The organism is Mycolicibacterium sp. P4_G11 (assembly GCF_056555145.1).
Window position 1 is genome coordinate 38,401 of record NZ_JBFUJW010000009.1, and the last position, 16,232, is coordinate 54,632.

Consider the following 16,232-nt stretch of genomic DNA (forward strand, 5'->3'; position numbering starts at 1 on the left):
CCATGTGTCGGCAGTCGAAAGGGGAGTGATGATGACCAGTGCGGAGGCCGAAGTGGAGTCGTCCAGTAAGGAAATGAGCCCTTACCAGGGATCGCCGTTGGTGAGCTCGCAGGGCAAGACGACGATCGCGGACATCGTGGTCTCGAAGATCGCCGGGATCGCCACCCGCGAAGTGAGCGGCGTGTACGACCTGGGCGGCGGCGCGTCGCGGATGGTCGGCGCCCTCCGGGAGCGAATCCCGGGTGCCAGCGTCAACCAGAGCCAGGGCGTGTCGGTCGAGATCGGCGAGAAGCAGGCCGCCGTCGACATCGACATCGTCGCCGAATACGGCGTGGCGATCGCCGACCTGGCCGCAGGTATCCGGCGAAACGTCATCGCCGCCATCGAACGCATGACCGGACTCGAGGTCACCGAGGTCAACATCACCGTGCACGACGTGCACCTTGACAGTGACGGCGGCGGCGGCGACGACGCTGACGCCGCGCCCGCTCGTGTCCAGTGATGCCCCGACGCGGGCAGCAGCTCCGGAGGACGACGCTGAACGCATCGCCGCCGCGGTGACTGCGGTCAAGGGTGTGGCGGGGTTGCACGGCGGGATGTTCGGCGAGGTGGCCACCTACCTGCCGGGCCGGCGGGTCTCCGGGATTCGGATCGGGGCCGACCGCGTCGACGTGCACGTCAGTCTTGCGCTCGACGCGCCGGTGCGGCAGACGGCTACCGCCATCCAGCGTGCCGTCTCCGCGATCACCGACCTACCGGTCGACGTCACCGTCGAAGATCTCCTGCCGGTGACACCAGCTTCCGGTTGAGGATCGCCCCGGAGCGCCCCGGCGTGGCCGCGGCTGCCGGTGGCCTGTGGGGTTTCATCGTCGCGTTGCTGCTCGGCGTGGCGGGGTACCTGCTCGGCGCCCACCGCGACGGCGAACTCGATCTGGCCAATCTGGCCGCATTGCTGCGAGGTCGCGGCCGTGACTGAGTCGACAGCCGCGGAACCGATACTGCCGCAACGCGAATCCGATGACGACGACGGTGCCGCCACGCGCGGCACCCTGACCGTCCGCGAGAAGGTCGCGCATCGGCTCGCGGTTCGTGCGGCGCTCGACACCCCCGATGTGCTGCCCTTCTCGGAAGGACTGACGAAGATCGCCGGCCGATCGCTGCCGCAAGCGCAGCTGACCGTCACCGGCAACCGCGTCACAGCCCACCTCAAGGTCACAGTGGCGTGGCCGGCGCCGGCGGTGGACGTTGCGCGCGCTGTGCAACGCAATGTCGCGCAGACGTTGTCGAGCATGGCTGGATTGCAGGTCGACCGCGTCGACGTCACCGTCGAACAATTCAGTACCGCCACCAAAGATGTGAAGAGGATTCAATGATGACCGCCGACGCATTTGCGCTGCCGATACCTGGTCGCGCCCCGGTCACCGCTGCCACCGCGCGATACATCGCCGTGGTGCTGGCTCTGATTCTGCTGATCGTCGGATTCGTGGCGCTGCGCGACGCCGGAGTCGTGCTGGGCTTCGTGGCAGGCACACCATGGATCGGCACTACCGCCACCGCACTGAACGGCCTGCATAGCCAGTGGTGGATGGTTCCCGCTGGCGCCGGCGTGCTCGTCATCGGAGTGTGGCTGATGGTCATGGCGTTACTGCCGCGGCGCAAGACGGTGGTTGCCGTCGACGCGGCGGGATCGGTGTGGATGCGCCCGCGCGATGTCGCCCGACTGGCGTCGTACGCGGCCTGCTCCGTGCCTGGTGTCGAGGTGCTGAACTCGGCGGCCACCCGCCGAAAGGTGACGCTGTACGTCGGACTCACCGGAGTTGAGTCCGAAGTCGCGGCCAAGGGCGCGATCGCCGCCGTGGTCGGTAGCGCCACCGAAATCCTCATTCCGACACCGCGAATCACCGTGCGCGTCGGCACGAACGGGTCGGCATGAGCCTGAGGCCGACCGACCTGCTGGACCGCGCCGCGACTTTGGTCGCCGGAATCGTGGTGACCACGATCGGCGCGGCGGCGGTGCTGTGGCCCACCCACTGGGTGCGCGCCGCGCCGGAACGCATCAGTACCGGACCGGTCGTGCGCGCCACATCTTCGACGTGGTGGGCATGGGGGCTGGCCGGCGCAGGAACAGTACTGGTGCTGATCGCGCTGGTTTGGCTGATCTCGCATGTGCCGATCCGCAAGGCACCGGTCCTGCGTGTGGCCGGCACGACCGATCCCGGGTTCATCACCGTGAACCTCGACGGCGTTGCATCGGCGGCTGCGGCCGCCCTGGAGCGTGAGTCGAATGTGCAGTCCGTCAAGGGGAAAACAGTCGTCGATCGACGTGCATCCACCGTCGAACTGACTGTCACCGTTGCCCATCCGGCCGGCCTGCATCGCGTCATCTCGGCGATCGACAGCACCTGCGCCGACATCGCTCGAGCCATCGGGGATACCAGCGACAACGCGGTGGCGGTACGCGCTGTGGTGCAGATTGCCAAGATCAAGCGCCCTGGCTGACATGATCGATCGGTGACTCAACCACCGCAGGACGGCTCGTGGGGCGCCCCGCAGCACCAGCCGCCAGTAGGCCAGCCGGGCCAACCGATCCCGTCGACGCCGGGTCAGCCGGGGTGGCAGCCGCAGCCGGGTTGGCCGGCACCGAACCCGCAACCCTGGGCCGGCCAGCCGACGAACTACGGTCCGCCGAACCCGATGTCAGGCTTCCCGCCGCCGCCGCGCAAGTCTGCGATCAAGCCGTGGGTGTGGATCGTGGGCGCGGTGGTATCGCTGGTTGTGCTCGGCGGCATCGCCAGTGTGGCCCTCACCGGACATCGCGGGACCACCGCCGCCTTCGGTGTCCAGCTGAAATCGGGGCAGTGCGTCACGACCGCCGACTACGAGAAGTTCCATTTCACCTCGACCAGCTGTGAATCATCAGATGCTGTCTACGAATTGGCGGGCGAGACCTCGATGGGTCTGTGCCCGGATGGCAAGGCGCCGTCGGACGGTCCGTACTTCTACGCCACCAGCAATCAGGATGACCCCAAGGCCGCGAGCTTGTGCTTTGCGCTGAACCTGCATCAGGGGGACTGCTACGCGCTGGATCTCACCGGTAAGAGCGTCACGAACATTGATTGCGCGCAGGCCCCGACCATCGCCAACTCTCACACCGGGGTGTTCAAGGTAGCCCAGCGCATCGATGACAGCGTCGACGAAACGGCCTGTGCCACTGCGGCAAAGGCGATGGTGTTCACGTCCCCTCAGCGGGTGTACTGCTTGACCAAGCTCGTCGACTGACGTCGGTGCTGTGCGTGCGACCAGCACGGTGTCCGCCGAACGTATGAAATTTGCTGCGGATTCTCGTAGGAGTTGCTGTGGGAGTCCTACGATGATGGATGCGTTTGCAGTGATTCTCACAGGGCGGACGACGGGGCGGGGGACTGGTGCGGTGCTGGCAACCCTTCTCGCTGTCCTGAATCCGGGGCCGGTGGCCCCACAGTAGGCATCCACAGCAGGGCGAGGCGCCTCATGACTGGTTCGGTTAGCCGAATACGTTCTCGTACAACGTTATTGATAGTGGTTGCGGTAGTCGCGGCGTCGGTTGGCGGGTGTCAGCCTCGTACGGCTGTCGTTGCCGGCAAGGAAGCTGTCGTAGTCGGCAAGGAAGTGGCCGGAGTCCATCCGCCGCCGGTGTTACCCAAGATCGAAGTGCCTCCCGAACTGCCGAAGCTGGGGGCGCCGCCCGGCATGCCGAAAGTTGGCGTGCCACCCGTCGTGCCGACGACCGGATCACTCGATCAGCTCCTGACGCGCCTCGAGAAGGGGAATCCGGAGGAGAAAATGGTCAAGTTCGCGGCCTGTACAGCGATGCGTAAGTCCACCGATTCGAAGCCGACTGCCCAACAGTGGCGATCCCGGATCTACACCGCCGCACCGGCATTGACCGCCGGAAACCTGAGTCGGGCGGTGGTCGACAAGACCGTGGAGCGGGTCGCCGTGGCGCTGTCCGCGACGCGCGATTACGGCGCCACCTACACCCGCGTGTGCAAATTCTGACCAGGAGTCGCGGTATGACCACTACAGCATCCGATACTCAATCCGATGATGCAACAGCGGATTTGGGCGACGAGGGCAATCGGACACTGCTATCCCGAATCACGAAACCAGGTGTGCGCACTGCCCTGATGGCGTGTTTCCTGCTGTACGCAGGCCTCGGCGCCCTGGCGGTCATCGACGACACGCTGGCGCTCATGCACCAGCCCGGCCACGCTTCGGTATCGGCGTCTGCCATTCTCTCGCCGTCATCGATCGCGCAGAGTAATGCCAGCACCAACGCGACGGCGATCAGTGAATGGTGGGGCTGGAATACGTATTTCAACGACCACTTCGGTCAGCGTGTCCTGTCCCCGTACGGCCTGGTGTTCATGTACCTCGGCGTGGACATCATCTTCATCGCATTTCCCGTCGTGCTGCTGCTGCTCGGGGCAGTGCGGTATTCCGAAATCCACCTCGCCCCGGCCTTTGGGGACTGGCGGGCCGGCCTCGCGCAGCCGCTACGTTTCGCCTCCTACGCGACGGCCGCCTACCTGGCATTCGACATCGTCGAAGACGTTGTGTTGCTTGGTATCACGGTTCTCCTCAACCCCGGTCTGGCGACCGGGCCGAACACCTTTGGGGTGCTCCACTGGCTGATTCAGCACGTCGGCTGGGCCATCCCGGCCGTCGGCGTGGTGTCGGCAGCGAAGCTCCTGTTCCTGTTCAGTGCCGCCCTTGGCTGTGCTGCTGGGCTGGCCGGGACGTTGGGGCCACCGGTGTCCTCAAAGGAAGACTCGAAGGAAAAGGTGAGTCGCCGCCGTGCGGTGGTCGCGCTGCGCGCACATCTGGGGCTCGCGCTGATCCTGATCGCACTACTTGCGTTGGGTTCTGACTTGGGCAGGCAGCTCGATGACGCATTTCTGCTGCTGTTCGAACCGCATCACGCGTATCTGATCATCGCCACGGCGATCGTTGCCATCGTCACCACCGGCACGCTCCTGGCCACTGCCCGCATGGTCCTGCATGCCTATCAGTCGGAGCCTTCGGTGCCGGGCCCTGCAGAGACCAAGAAGGCCAACACGATCATCCTGTCTCTTGGATTCGGCGCCATGGTCGTCGGCGGCGCCGCTATCGCCCTGCACTGGCCCGCCGGGCAAGTGGCGTTCGTGCCCGGCGCGATCGCACTCTTGCTCGGGCTGTTCGGGTTCAAGCGCGACGCTGCCGTCGACAAGCGGCCGGACGAGATTCGCATGAATACTCAATGGGGTGCCCGGGTTGCCGGCGCGCTGTCGGTGGCCCCTTTCGCCGTGCTGTTCGCGCTGTCGATGCGCAACGGTGCGCGGTTGTTCGCGGTCAAGGACGACACCGGATGGTGGCTGCTGTTGTGCATGGTGCTTTGCATCCTGGTGGTCACGGCGGTTGTCCACTGGTCGCCGAAACTGTGTGACCACGCCACTGATCGAAACAAGGATCCGTCCCTGTGGCGGCGTCTGGCACTTGCTGTTGCGTCATTGATAGCTTTTGGGGCCCTTGGCTGTTCGCCGCAGATAACAGGGAGTGTTCTCGGACCCTGGGGCGTGTTGTTCGCCCTCGTCTTCGCGCTGACGCTCGGCTTCGCCGCGCTGGTGCTGCTCAGCGATGCCTACTATCCCGGGAATGTGCTTGCTGCCAGTGGATTACGGCGCCTACCGGTGATCGCGATCGTCCTGATCAGCGCCGTGGCAACGTCGTTGACCGACGGCCAATCCACGTACCACTCGGTCCGATTGAAGGATGCGGCTGCCGGCAGCCGGGTGACGGTCGATGAAGCGCTCGATCAGTGGAGCCGATCGCAAACCGAGGTGACCCCAAACCGGCCGGCCAAGCGTGAGCCGATTCCACTGGTGTTCGTCGCCTCCGCAGGGGGCGGTATCCGTGCTGCCTACTGGACGACGATCGTGCTGAATTGTCTTGTCAAGGGCCAGGATAGCTCCGGCCGTAAGCCGATCGGTATGGATGTGGACAATGTGTGCGCCCAGCCGATGCCGATGGATTCGATCTTTCTGGCAAGTGGAATTTCAGGGGGCAGCCTCGGTCTCGCGGTGACCAAGGCGTTCAAGGACGTTTCTCACAATCCGTGGTCGGAGCCGCTGGGCAATGACTTTCTCGGACCGACGGTGGCAGGCGTCGCCTTTCGGGATCTGCCCAACGCCTTTGTGCGCGTACGCGCAGACGGCCAGGACAGCGCGGCGATCTTGGAAAGATCCTGGGAGAAGTCGGTTCGCGAGGCAAACGGTGATCTGGAGTCCGGTTTCTTGGCCACGGCGTGGTCGAGTCCCGGGCGCCTCGACTTTCCGCTTTTGGCGCTGAACGGCACCTCGGTCACGGACGGCTGCCGGGTGACGGTATCGGTGCTCAAGCTGGCCGACGCAGGCACGTCGTCGAACAACTGCCTCTCGATAGATCGCGTGGTGACGCCGATCGAGGGTGCCCATGCCCAGCTGCAGACGCTGGCTGCCACCAAAGACGCGTTCGACAGCACGTGTCCGGCGGACGTCAAGCAGCCCGGTGACCCCAAGGATCTGTCGCTGTCCACGGCAGCGTTGCTCAGCGCGCGGTTCCCGTACGTCTCACCGAACGGCACGTTGTACTGGTGCAAGGACCGAGCCGTCCGCACATTCGACCTTGACGGTGGACTGATCGATGCGTCTGCGGCCGCCCCGCTGGCGCTGGCGTGGCCGGAGGTGGTCAAGTGGCTGGCGCGCGTCGAGAAGATGGACGGAAAGTGCTTTTCTCCCAAGCTGATCCTGATCGACAACGGCTACGTGACGTCGACCAAATCCGAGATACCGAATCGCCCGCCCGGGCTGATCGCCCCGCTCGCAGCGTTCGGTGCGGTGGGTAACGCCCGGTCGGCTGCTGCCAGGCAGGCTGCTGCCTTGGACTTCGAGAAGTTCTTCCCGCCGGGCCGATGCGGCGGAGACGTGGCGTCTGGCCCCGCGCGCCCGGACTGGGAGTTGCCGGACGTCGTCGATTTCTACCCCGTCGCGCAGCCCGGTGTTGAGGCCCCGCTCGGCTGGACTCTCTCCGAGCGGTCGAAGAAATCGCTGGGTCACCAGCTTGGCAACAAGTACAACCGCTGTTCCGCGGCGATTGTCGCGCAATGGTTCACCGGCGCGACGGGCCAGCCACCAGATGGATGCAAGGAGAAATGAGCTCGCGACCCTTGCCACCGCCTCATAACGGTGTTATGAATATCCATAACACCGTTATGGCGAATGGAGTTGCACCATGCACCACCATGAGAACTTCCGGTTCCCCGAGTCGGCGCGCGACACGGCCGGCAGTACCGCGATCGATACCCTCGGCGATCACATCCGGGTCGGCGACACCGACCGCGACGCCGTCTCGCGCAGGCTCAGCCGGGCTGTCGCGGACGGACGACTGACGCTGACGGAGTACGACAGTCGTCTGCAGCGGCTCTACCAAGTGGAAACCCGCGGCGAGCTCGCGGAGATCGTGTCTGACCTACCGGATTACCGACCTGAGCCGAAACGACAACGGAAGCAAGCGATTCCGGGATGGGTCGTGATCATGTGGATGCCATGGGTTGCGGTGAACATCATGTGCCTCGCGATCTGGCTCTCCACCGGCGGCGGCTATTTCTGGCCGTTCTGGGTGGCGGTCCCCTGGGGGTGTGCTTTGTCGATTCCCACAGCAATTGGTGTCCTGGCCAATCGGGGCAAGCCTGCCGCAACCGCGCGTGTCGACTGCCGCGGACGGGTCAGATCGCATGGGGTGCAATGAGAGTGGTGCAGGTAGTGCCATCACTCAGCACTGAATGCGGGGATCCGTGCTGAGCTCGGCTTTTGTGACGCGTCACAAAAGCCGAGTCTGATACTTCTGCCCTCGGTGTAGAGACGGCAGCCAACCGGACATCGATACTGATTCGAACAACGAGGCAGCATCGGCGCTGTCGCAGCCACCGAACGGGGCTCGTTGATACAGGAGGGCTACAACGTGGTTGCCAAACCCGAGAATCTGATCCCGCTGGACCTGGGTAACTCCCGTCGTGTCGAGTTCGAAGGCGGCAGCATCCAGTCGCGCATCCTCGCGTTGACGTTGAAGGCCACGGTCAAGCCGGTCTTGACGGTGTGGGCGATGGCGCCTGGGCTGCCGTGGCCGTACCGAGCGGTTGATCACGTCGGTCGCGTCCTGCGGTCGGTCTCGGGAACCACCAGAAGGCCCGTCAGCCTTGCGCGTTGCTCCGCCGAGACGACCCGGCCGGCGTCGATGCGCGGGGACCGCTACGTCGTCTACATGCACGGCGGCGCTTTCCTGGTCGGTGGCCGTCACCTGCACCGGCAGATGATCTCGCGGATTGCGGCGTCGCTGCAGAGCGAGGTCCTTGCGGTGGATTACCGCAAGCTGCCCGGGCACAGCATTGCCGACGGCATCGAGGACTGCATCGACGCCTATCGATTCGCGCTCGGGCGAGGCATTGCGCCGGAGAACATCGCGTTCATGGGTGACTCGGCCGGTGCGTACTTGGTGTTCATCACTGCCCTGTTCGCGGGCCAACGTGGGTTGCCCATGCCCGGCGCGATCGTCTCGATGGCGCCGCTGACCGACTTTGACGTGCAGGCCAAGATCGATGCGCCCTCGGGAGCAACCGATGTGCTGTTCTCGAAGGCCTTTGCCCGCGCGTTCCATCAATTCGTCATGCGGCACAGCCCGCCCGAAGACGATCACCGGTTGCTCGATGCGGACCTCAAGGGGCTACCGCCGTCCCTGATCCAGGTGAGCTCGACCGAACTGCTGTGCCCTGACGCCGAGCTGCTTGCCGTTGAACTGACGAAGGCCGGTGTGCCGCATCAGTTGCAGGTGTGGCGGGACCAGGTCCACGTCTTCCAGGCCGCGGCCTCGATCGTTCCGGAAGCGGCGCGTGCGCTGCGCGAGGCGACGCAGTTCGTCGAGTCGGCCTTCGCCGGCAGCGCGGCGCAGGAGCAGTCCGCGTAGTGCGGCAACCGATCGCGTCGGAGCGTCGCTGATGGCCGAAATGATCGGCAGCCCCGGCTTGCTCCGTCGCGTGACGGTTGCCTATGCCGCCTACACCGTGGTCATGCTGGAAATTGAGCGGCGACTCCGCCAGACCGGCGGCCCGGGCATCGTCCGGTTCGAGCTGGCCGGCAACGCGTACCGGTCCGCAGAGATGATGGCGCGCTGGGGAACTCGGGGCCGGCGCCTGGCTCGAGTGTCTCTGTGGCTCGATTTCGGCTACATGCTCACCTACGGTGCGCACACAGCACTCCTGGTGGAGCGGGCGCGCTGTCGTCAAGGCCACTCTGCGGCGCTTCCGTTGTTGGCGGCCGGAGCCGTCGCTGGTGACGCGATCGAGGGCGTGTCGCTGTTGAAAGTTCTCGGCGGCAGTCAGATTGACATGTATGCACGACGCGCGCGTTGCGCTGCGTTGGTCAAGTTCGCCGTGCTTACCGTGTGCTTGGCCTACGCCGCGGTCGGCCATGCGAAACGACCGAAATCAACTGAATCCGGCTAGTCGTGTGTTCAGGGCCGGGCGAGTTTGAGGGAGCCCGCAACAGCGTTCATCACCACCCCTTTGATGTACTCCGCAGAGGCGCGTCGGCCGGGGGCTCCCTGGGTGAGGATCATGCCCGTGACCAGATGAAAGATCGCTTGGGCATCGGTGTCCGGACACGGTGACGACATCTCGCCTGTCCGGCATCCAACGCGAATCGCCTCGCGCAGCGGCTCGATCAACTCGTCCACGAGTGCATCGATCTGGTCGACGTGCTGTCCCGAACGATTGAGCCAGATTGACGTCAGCACTGACGCCTTTCCGCAGCGCTCCAGTGGGTAGACGTGGTCGATCATCGTCGCGATGTACGAGTGAATGCGCTCGGTCGGACTCGTGCACCTGGTGGCCGCATGCCGCAACTGTGTTGCAGCGCTGCGGAGTGACTCGTGATGCTGCACAGCTGAATTCACATCTCGTTCCGTGTTATCGGGTCAATAGGTTTGGGCATACGCATGACTCGAGTTCGATGGCCAAGGCGCGACCGATACCTGATCCGGCTAGCCAGGATTGGCCAGGTTTGTCGCAGCGGTTGGCTTGCCCGCATGGTCGATGGCGTAGACGGTCATCGCCGCGGCGAGCAATCGGGATTGATGGGGATCGGTGGGGTCGTAGCCGGTGACGTCCTGAATGCGGCGTAGGCGATAGGTCAGCGTATTGGGATGAATGAAAAGCTCTGCGGCAGCGGCCTTCCGGTCGGCGCCATGCCGCAAGTGTGCCTGCAGCGCCTGGAGTAACCCCGGGTGGTCGCTGAGCGGTGCGATGTGACGGGCGAGCAGGTCGCGGGCCGGTCCGGGGCGCGTCGACTGGTACTCGAACAGGATGTCGGTCAGTTGGTAGGCACCGGGTTCCCTGCCGAGTTTCCTTGCCAGGGAGGTGATTTCGTCAGCCTCTGAGACCGCTGTGGGAATGGCGTCCTGGGTGGCTCCGGCGTGGTACGCAGCGTAGAACGCGACGCCGAGTCGTTCGGTGAGTGCGTCGATCAGAGTGCTGAGGTGTATGGGAATGCGCGGGTCGGCGCTCGGTTCGACAGTTGGTGTGGGCAGCAAGATGACGCCCGTGTGACCGTCGAAGGTGTTGAGGATTTCACTGGCGCCGCGCCCATAGAACACCTGGTTGGCCAGTCGTAACCGCCTGCGTGCCGCCAGGATTTCGTGGGTGGTGCGCGGTTCGTCGGCATCCACCCGAAACACCAGGACGTCGTAGCGCTCGCTCAGCTTGATGCCGACTTGCTTGGCGACTGTTTCGCGGTCGGGTTCGCCGGCGATGAGGGCGGCGCAGAGCGCGCTCAACTGATGGCGGGTGTTGGCGCGGAGCGCAAAATCTGAATCCTGGTAGACCTCGGTCATCAGAACGCTGATGGTTCCGGTGAGATCGGCGAGGTACATGCCCAACGCGGCGATCGTTTCGGCGTCACCGTCGGTCGCCTCTTCCAGCACGATCTCCCACAGCTTGCGGATGCCCGCGTGCAGTGCGGTGAACAAGAACGGGAGGGGGATGCCATCTTCGGCATGCCGCTCGGCCACCGGCAGCACGAAGGTGGCTGCTTCCGCCGCGGTCACCCTGCGCCCTTCGGTGATCAGGGCGAACCCGTAGAGAAATCCGCCGACGATGTACGGGACGACCTCGTCATCGAAGTGTTCGATCGGTATCGCGGTGGGCCACTCGATCGATTGGACTGCTTCGTGGAGAAGGTCCGTGGCGATCTCGTCGATCCGGTCCTCGATCACCTTCCGCAGCGGAGCATCCGCCGGGATCCGCGGCAGTTGGGAAGGGGGCGGCACGTGCCGATTGTGATCCATCACAATGGGTAAACGGAAGATGCTGGGACAAATCGGGTCAAGATTTGTTTCCGGCACCAAAAGCGGGCTCGATTTTTCTCGTCGGTCCTCAGTTGCGTTCGGCGGTGTCAGAGCGCGTACGGGGCGATGAGCGTGGCGGCACGGGGCGCCGGACGTCGTCCCGTGGCTGCGGACCTGTCCAATCGGGCAGTTGCGCACCCGCCCGGCGGGCCTGGTATTGCGCCCAATCGGAGCGGGCGCCGGCTCGTCGCTGTCAATAGCGTTGTGCGGTATGAGTATTGCGCGATTGGCTCGGCGTTGCTTGGCCGTTCGCACCGCCGCCGGTTCCCCATATGCCGAGTCTCGACCCCCAGCGGTCCGGCTCAAAGATCGTTCGCAGAAACAACTCTCATGAATGGAATGGATCAATGACACAAATGCTGGCTTCTGACACCGTCGCCGCGCGCACCGACACCATGCGGGCTGCGGTCGTCACCGATTTCGGTGTGCCGCTGCAGGTGCATGATGTGCAATTGCCGACGCCGGGCTACGGTGAAGCCCTGGTCAAGCTCGAAACTTCGGGTGTCTGCCATACGGATTTGCATGCAGCACACGGTGATTGGCCGATCAAGCCGCAGCCACCGTTTGTGCCGGGCCACGAAGGCTATGGCACGGTCGTCGCCCTCGGCGAGGGGGTGGTCGACCTGTCGGTCGGAGACAAGGTCGGCAACGCCTGGTTGTGGTCAGCTTGCGGTCGCTGCGAATACTGCCGGACCGGGTGGGAGACTCTGTGCGAAAGTCAGCGCAACGGCGGATATTCAGTCAACGGGAGCTTCGGCACGTACATGCTGGTCAACGCCGACTACGCCGCGCGCATCCCTGACGGTGCCGATCCGCTGGAAATCGCCCCGATCCTGTGCGCAGGCGTCACCGTCTACAAAGGCCTCAAGGTCACCGACACCCGGCCCGGCCAATGGGTGGCGATCTCAGGCATCGGCGGGCTGGGTCATATCGCGGTCCAGTACGCGCACGCGATGGGTTTACGTGTTGTCGCAATCGATGTCGACGACGCCAAACTGGCGCTCGCCACCCGACTCGGCGCCGAGGTCGTCGTCAATGCACGGACCGCTGACGTCGTCGAGTCGGTGCAGCAGGCCACCGGTGGAGTCCATGGCGTGCTGGTCACCGCCGTGCACCCGCAAGCGTTCGGCCAAGCGATCGGGCTGGCCCGTCGTGGCGGCACAATCGTGTTCAACGGGCTGCCTCCGGGAGATTTCCCGGCACCGATCTTCGACATCGTTCTCAAGGGACTCACAATTCGCGGGTCGATCGTCGGAACCCGTCAAGACATGGCCGAGGCTCTGGATTTCTACGCCCGAGGCCTGATCAAGCCAACCGTCACCAGCGCGCGTCTCGATGACATCAACGATGTCTTCACCCGGATGGAACGAGGACAGATCGACGGGCGCGTCGTCATCGACTACCGAAACGACTGACAGCGGGGAGCGTCGTGTGACGGACGACGCCGATCGCCTGGATGAGGTACCGCGCGGGCCAACACCCGTTGCGGTACCTCTTCCGCGTGGACTGACTAGATCAGGCCTTTTTTGCTGGCGGCGTACACCGCCTCGGCGCGCCGGCTGACATCGAGTTTGCGCATGATGTTGCTGACGTGGAACTTGGCGGTGGTTGCCGAAATGAACAGGGTCTCACCGATCTTGTGGTTGGACAGGCCCGCGGCGAGCAGTCGCAACACTTCGATTTCCCGGTCGGTGAGCCTCTCGCGCGCTTGGCTGCCGCCGTTGAGGGAGCGGACCACGGCGGCGGCGCTGCGCGAGTCGAAGGCGCTCTGTCCGTTGGAGATGGCGCGGATCGCTCGTACCAGCTCGGTGGTGTCGACGTCTTTGACCACGTAGCCACGCGCTCCCGCGTGCACCGCGCGTACCACCAGATCCTCGTCCAGGAACGTGGTCAGCACCAGCAATCCGATGTCGGGATGTGCGCCAGAGAGCTTGGTGCACAACGATAATCCTTCGAAGTCCGAACCCGCCGAGAGTTTGAGATCGAGCAGCACCACGTCAGGACGGGTGGCGGCGACGACGGCCTCGGCCTCCGGCTCGCTGGACGCTTCGCCGACCACGACGAGATCGTCTTCACGTTCCAGCAGCGAACGCAGGCCCTGCCGGAGGATGGCGTGGTCGTCGACCAGCGCGAGCCGGATCGCCTTGGTCTTGGTGTCAACAGTCATCGAGTCACTCCTTCGGGTGGAACTCGGTTGTGCTCTCAGGGGTGCGCGGAATGGTCGCGACCACCCGCACTCCACCGATGCGTGATCGGCCGACAGTGAACGTCCCGCCGTATTCACGGCACCGGGCCAGCATGTTGGCCAGCCCGCGATGATGCCCGTCGAGGTCGGCGACATCGGCCAGTCGCAGCATCAATCGAAGTTTGTCCGGGTCGCCGATGCCGTCATCAGATATCGACAGCGTCACTCCGGCGGCGCGGTAGCTCAGCCGCACGATCGCCCGCGAGGCGCGACCGTGCATCGCGGTGTTGAACAGTGCCTCACCGGCAACTCGAAGCAGGCTGCGTTCGACTCCGCTGGGCAATTCGGCGACAGTGCCGTTGACCCGCAGCGTCACGCGCAAGTCTTTGGGCATGTGCACCGTGGCGAGCTGTTCGAGTAGCTCGGGGAGGCTGGATCGGTCGGAGTCGGTGGAATGGTTGAGTGCGTAGATGGCCGACCGTAGCTGCTCGACCGCCGATCGCGTCAGGGTCTTGGCGGTGTCCAGTCGTTCTACCAGATCTGCTGCACCGGAACGTGATTCGATCTCGCTGCGGCACACCTCGATCTGCATGCCTGCTGACAGCACAGTTTGCGCGACACTGTCGTGCAGTTCCCTCGCAATCCGCTGCCGCTCGGAGTCCAACACCTGATGGCGTTGTGCCGCACCGAGTTCGCGTCTGGTGGCCAGCAGCTGTGCGTTGCGCGCTTCGGACTGGGCCAGCAAGGTTTGGGAGCGCTGGAACAGTTCACAGTTCTGCAGCGCTACCGCGGTCTGGCTGGCCAGGATTCGCATCACTGTCTCGTCAATCTCGTCGAGCAGCCGGTGCGTCGGCGTCCAGGCAGCGAATGCCCCGATCACGCCGCCGTCGAGTTCTATCGGGACGTGCGAGTGGTGACTTTCGATCACCGGTAGCCGGAACTGAGCGAGCCGCCCGCGCAGGACGTCGTTGAGGCGGTTCAGGACGGCGTCCGGCAGGTGCGGTACCGGATGCTTGGCGCCGGATAGACCTTCGAACGAGTAAGCATGCCCGTCGGCATCGAGGATCAGGTGGCGCGGACGCGCCTCGGGCAATGCACCGTCAGCCAGAGCCAACAGCACCCATTCGGCGCCGAGATGGGTGCGGGCCGCCTCAGCTACTGCCCGCACCAAGTTCTCGGGCCCATTGACGGTTTGCACCAGGGCCCGGGAGATGGCGCCGAGCGCCGCGATCACCCGTTCGGTTCGCTGCGCGGCCACCCGGAACTCGGGGTAGAAGGTGCCCTTGCCAGACCGAACCCCCGTCAGTTGGTCCAAATCCGGCATCATCGCTCTGGGCGGGACCACCGGGTTGCCGGGCATCGCGGTCATAGCGCCGCCCGGAACAGCGCGCGCAGCTGCGCATCGTCGATGGGGCGAGGGTTGGTGGTCAGGCACGCGTCCTGCAGTGCGTTGCGGGCAAGCACCGGCACGTCAGCGTCGCGGACGCCCAGCTCGGCGAGGCCGCGCGGCACTCCCACTTGTCTGGCCAGCTCTTCGAGGCGATCCGCAAGCGCCAGTGCGGATTCCAATTCCGGGGCCCGCTTGTCGGCGAGCCCGAGGCAGGCGGCGATGGTGGCGAACGGCGCCGGGTCGGCCTCGGCGTTGAACCGCACCACATGGGGTAGCAGGACACCGTTGATGACACCATGCGGCAAATCGAGCAGCCCGCCGACTTGGTGGCTCATGGCGTGCGCGGCACCCAAGATGGCATTGGTGAACGCCAGGCCGGCTTCCAACGCGGCTTGCGCCATCAGTACCCGGGCGGGCATGTCGTGCGGCCGCTCGATGGTGGTGACCAAGTTTTCGGTGACCATCACGACGGACCGCAGAGCGTGGTGGTCGGTCAGCGGATTGTGTCCCAGCGACACGAACGCCTCAATGCCGTGTGTCAGGGCATCCAATCCCGTTGCCGCGTTGAGCCATTCGGGCATGGTGGTGAGTAGGCGCGGGTCGATGACGGTGATGTCGGGCACCAGGGCACGGCCCAGGATGGTGATCTTGGTATTGCGGGTGGTGTCGGTGACGATGCAGAACTGCGAGACGTCGGCGCCGGTGCCCGACGTGGACGGCAGCACCACCAGCGGCGGAATCGGTGCGGTGGCCTTGTCCACGCCCGCGTAATCGAGGATGTTGCCGCCGTTGGCTGCAAGGATCGCAATGCCCTTTGCGGCATCGATGACCGACCCGCCGCCCAACGCGATGAGCACGTCGCAACCGTGCGAGCGGTAGAACTCGTGGCCCGCGGTGATTTCGTGGTCTTTCGGGTTCGGGGTCAGGCCGCTCCATACTTGCGCTTCGACGCACTGGCTGCGTAGATGCCCGATCAGTTCGGCTACCCACCCCGCCTCGATCAGGCCGGGGTCGGTGACCACCAGCGGCCGCAGGCCACCGAGGCGAACGGCAGCGTGCGCTGCCTCGGCCATCGAGTCGATGCCGAACACGATCTCAGGGGCATGGAACTTCAGCAGCCGGGTCGGTGGGGCCGTCGCCACCGTCGTCGCCGCGATCTGCGCGGGGGACACCACATCGAGTCTCACCAGACCGATCCCTCATCCC

18 protein-coding genes are annotated in these 16,232 nt (G+C 64.9%); 13 read left to right on the forward strand and 5 right to left on the reverse strand.

All coding sequences use genetic code 11. From position 1 onward, the window contains the following. Window positions 1–31 precede the first annotated feature (31 nt). The 12 genes from AC1U2B_RS20000 (at window position 32) to AC1U2B_RS20055 (ending at window position 9,553) form a co-directional block, all read left to right on the forward strand. Window positions 32–502 carry an Asp23/Gls24 family envelope stress response protein gene (locus AC1U2B_RS20000; protein WP_377042019.1) on the forward strand — a complete coding sequence of 157 codons (471 nt, stop codon included), beginning with the start codon at window positions 32–34 and terminating at the stop codon, window positions 500–502. Continuing rightward, window positions 492–809, forward strand: coding sequence for an Asp23/Gls24 family envelope stress response protein (locus AC1U2B_RS20005; protein ID WP_480218152.1), 318 nt, complete (start codon window positions 492–494; stop codon window positions 807–809). Before AC1U2B_RS20000 ends, AC1U2B_RS20005 begins: the two co-directional genes overlap by 11 nt. Further along, a complete protein-coding gene (locus AC1U2B_RS20010) occupies window positions 806–976 on the forward strand; it encodes a hypothetical protein (RefSeq protein ID WP_480218153.1) in 171 nt (56 codons plus the stop codon). Before AC1U2B_RS20005 ends, AC1U2B_RS20010 begins: the two co-directional genes overlap by 4 nt. Next, the gene (locus AC1U2B_RS20015; RefSeq protein ID WP_480218154.1) at window positions 969–1,373 is read left to right on the forward strand and encodes an Asp23/Gls24 family envelope stress response protein; all 405 of its coding nucleotides are present in this window, start codon (window positions 969–971) and stop codon (window positions 1,371–1,373) included. The genes AC1U2B_RS20010 and AC1U2B_RS20015 overlap by 8 nt, the downstream gene beginning before the upstream one ends. Next, on the forward strand, window positions 1,373–1,933 hold the full coding sequence (locus AC1U2B_RS20020; protein WP_480218155.1) for a DUF6286 domain-containing protein: 561 nt from the start codon (window positions 1,373–1,375) through the stop codon (window positions 1,931–1,933). The genes AC1U2B_RS20015 and AC1U2B_RS20020 overlap by 1 nt, the downstream gene beginning before the upstream one ends. Further along, on the forward strand, window positions 1,930–2,499 hold the full coding sequence (locus AC1U2B_RS20025; protein ID WP_480218156.1) for a hypothetical protein: 570 nt from the start codon (window positions 1,930–1,932) through the stop codon (window positions 2,497–2,499). Before AC1U2B_RS20020 ends, AC1U2B_RS20025 begins: the two co-directional genes overlap by 4 nt. A 12-nt stretch (window positions 2,500–2,511) precedes the next feature. Further along, window positions 2,512–3,279 (forward strand): hypothetical protein, encoded by a 768-nt coding sequence (locus AC1U2B_RS20030; protein WP_480218157.1) that lies wholly within the window; start codon window positions 2,512–2,514, stop codon window positions 3,277–3,279. A gap of 279 nt (window positions 3,280–3,558) precedes the next feature. Then, window positions 3,559–4,038 carry a hypothetical protein gene (locus AC1U2B_RS20035; protein WP_480218158.1) on the forward strand — a complete coding sequence of 160 codons (480 nt, stop codon included), beginning with the start codon at window positions 3,559–3,561 and terminating at the stop codon, window positions 4,036–4,038. A 113-nt stretch (window positions 4,039–4,151) separates the two neighbouring features. Further along, a complete protein-coding gene (locus AC1U2B_RS20040) occupies window positions 4,152–7,211 on the forward strand; it encodes a hypothetical protein (protein ID WP_480218159.1) in 3,060 nt (1,019 codons plus the stop codon). A 76-nt stretch (window positions 7,212–7,287) separates the two neighbouring features. Continuing rightward, window positions 7,288–7,803, forward strand: a complete 516-nt coding sequence (locus AC1U2B_RS20045; protein ID WP_480218160.1) for a DUF1707 domain-containing protein — start codon at window positions 7,288–7,290, stop codon at window positions 7,801–7,803. Window positions 7,804–8,016: 213 nt separating this feature from the next. Further along, window positions 8,017–9,015: an alpha/beta hydrolase gene (locus AC1U2B_RS20050; RefSeq protein ID WP_480218161.1), complete on the forward strand. Its 999-nt coding sequence runs from the start codon at window positions 8,017–8,019 to the stop codon at window positions 9,013–9,015. 31 nt (window positions 9,016–9,046) lie between these two features. Further along, window positions 9,047–9,553 carry a hypothetical protein gene (locus AC1U2B_RS20055; RefSeq protein WP_480218162.1) on the forward strand — a complete coding sequence of 169 codons (507 nt, stop codon included), beginning with the start codon at window positions 9,047–9,049 and terminating at the stop codon, window positions 9,551–9,553. An 8-nt stretch (window positions 9,554–9,561) separates the two neighbouring features. Here AC1U2B_RS20055 and AC1U2B_RS20060 read toward each other — a convergent pair whose 3' ends face one another. After that, entirely contained in the window at window positions 9,562–9,888 is a 327-nt protein-coding gene (locus AC1U2B_RS20060; RefSeq protein WP_480218163.1) for a hypothetical protein, read from the reverse strand. A 201-nt stretch (window positions 9,889–10,089) separates the two neighbouring features. Further along, entirely contained in the window at window positions 10,090–11,706 is a 1,617-nt protein-coding gene (locus AC1U2B_RS20065; protein ID WP_480218164.1) for a PucR family transcriptional regulator, read from the reverse strand. Between the two features lie 92 nt (window positions 11,707–11,798). Here AC1U2B_RS20065 and adhP point away from each other — a divergent pair, with 92 nt between their 5' ends. Then, a complete protein-coding gene (gene adhP, locus AC1U2B_RS20070; RefSeq protein WP_480218165.1) occupies window positions 11,799–12,866 on the forward strand; it encodes an alcohol dehydrogenase AdhP in 1,068 nt (355 codons plus the stop codon). A 95-nt stretch (window positions 12,867–12,961) separates the two neighbouring features. On the opposite strand, the gene AC1U2B_RS20075 is transcribed toward adhP, so the two are convergent. The 3 genes from AC1U2B_RS20075 to AC1U2B_RS20085 are packed head-to-tail and all read right to left on the reverse strand — an operon-like array spanning window position 12,962 to window position 16,198. After that, on the reverse strand, window positions 12,962–13,618 hold the full coding sequence (locus tag AC1U2B_RS20075) for a MadR family response regulator transcription factor (protein WP_480218166.1): 657 nt from the start codon (window positions 13,616–13,618) through the stop codon (window positions 12,962–12,964). A gap of 4 nt (window positions 13,619–13,622) precedes the next feature. Then, window positions 13,623–15,005 (reverse strand): MadS family sensor histidine kinase, encoded by a 1,383-nt coding sequence (locus tag AC1U2B_RS20080; RefSeq protein WP_480218167.1) that lies wholly within the window; start codon window positions 15,003–15,005, stop codon window positions 13,623–13,625. Beyond that, window positions 15,002–16,198, reverse strand: a complete 1,197-nt coding sequence (locus AC1U2B_RS20085) for an iron-containing alcohol dehydrogenase (protein WP_480218328.1) — start codon at window positions 16,196–16,198, stop codon at window positions 15,002–15,004. The genes AC1U2B_RS20080 and AC1U2B_RS20085 overlap by 4 nt, the downstream gene beginning before the upstream one ends. Between the last annotated feature and the right edge of the window lie 34 nt (window positions 16,199–16,232).

Coding starts and splice junctions, on each gene's coding strand:
- AC1U2B_RS20060 (WP_480218163.1), bottom strand. CDS start 9,888: ATGATCGACCACGTCTACCCACTGGAGCGCTGCGGAAAGGCGTCAGTG.
- adhP (WP_480218165.1), top strand. CDS start 11,799: ATGACACAAATGCTGGCTTCTGACACCGTCGCCGCGCGCACCGACACC.
- AC1U2B_RS20000 (WP_377042019.1), top strand. CDS start 32: ATGACCAGTGCGGAGGCCGAAGTGGAGTCGTCCAGTAAGGAAATGAGC.
- AC1U2B_RS20075 (WP_480218166.1), bottom strand. CDS start 13,618: ATGACTGTTGACACCAAGACCAAGGCGATCCGGCTCGCGCTGGTCGAC.
- AC1U2B_RS20025 (WP_480218156.1), top strand. CDS start 1,930: ATGAGCCTGAGGCCGACCGACCTGCTGGACCGCGCCGCGACTTTGGTC.
- AC1U2B_RS20045 (WP_480218160.1), top strand. CDS start 7,288: ATGCACCACCATGAGAACTTCCGGTTCCCCGAGTCGGCGCGCGACACG.
- AC1U2B_RS20080 (WP_480218167.1), bottom strand. CDS start 15,005: ATGACCGCGATGCCCGGCAACCCGGTGGTCCCGCCCAGAGCGATGATG.
- AC1U2B_RS20055 (WP_480218162.1), top strand. CDS start 9,047: ATGGCCGAAATGATCGGCAGCCCCGGCTTGCTCCGTCGCGTGACGGTT.
- AC1U2B_RS20020 (WP_480218155.1), top strand. CDS start 1,373: ATGACCGCCGACGCATTTGCGCTGCCGATACCTGGTCGCGCCCCGGTC.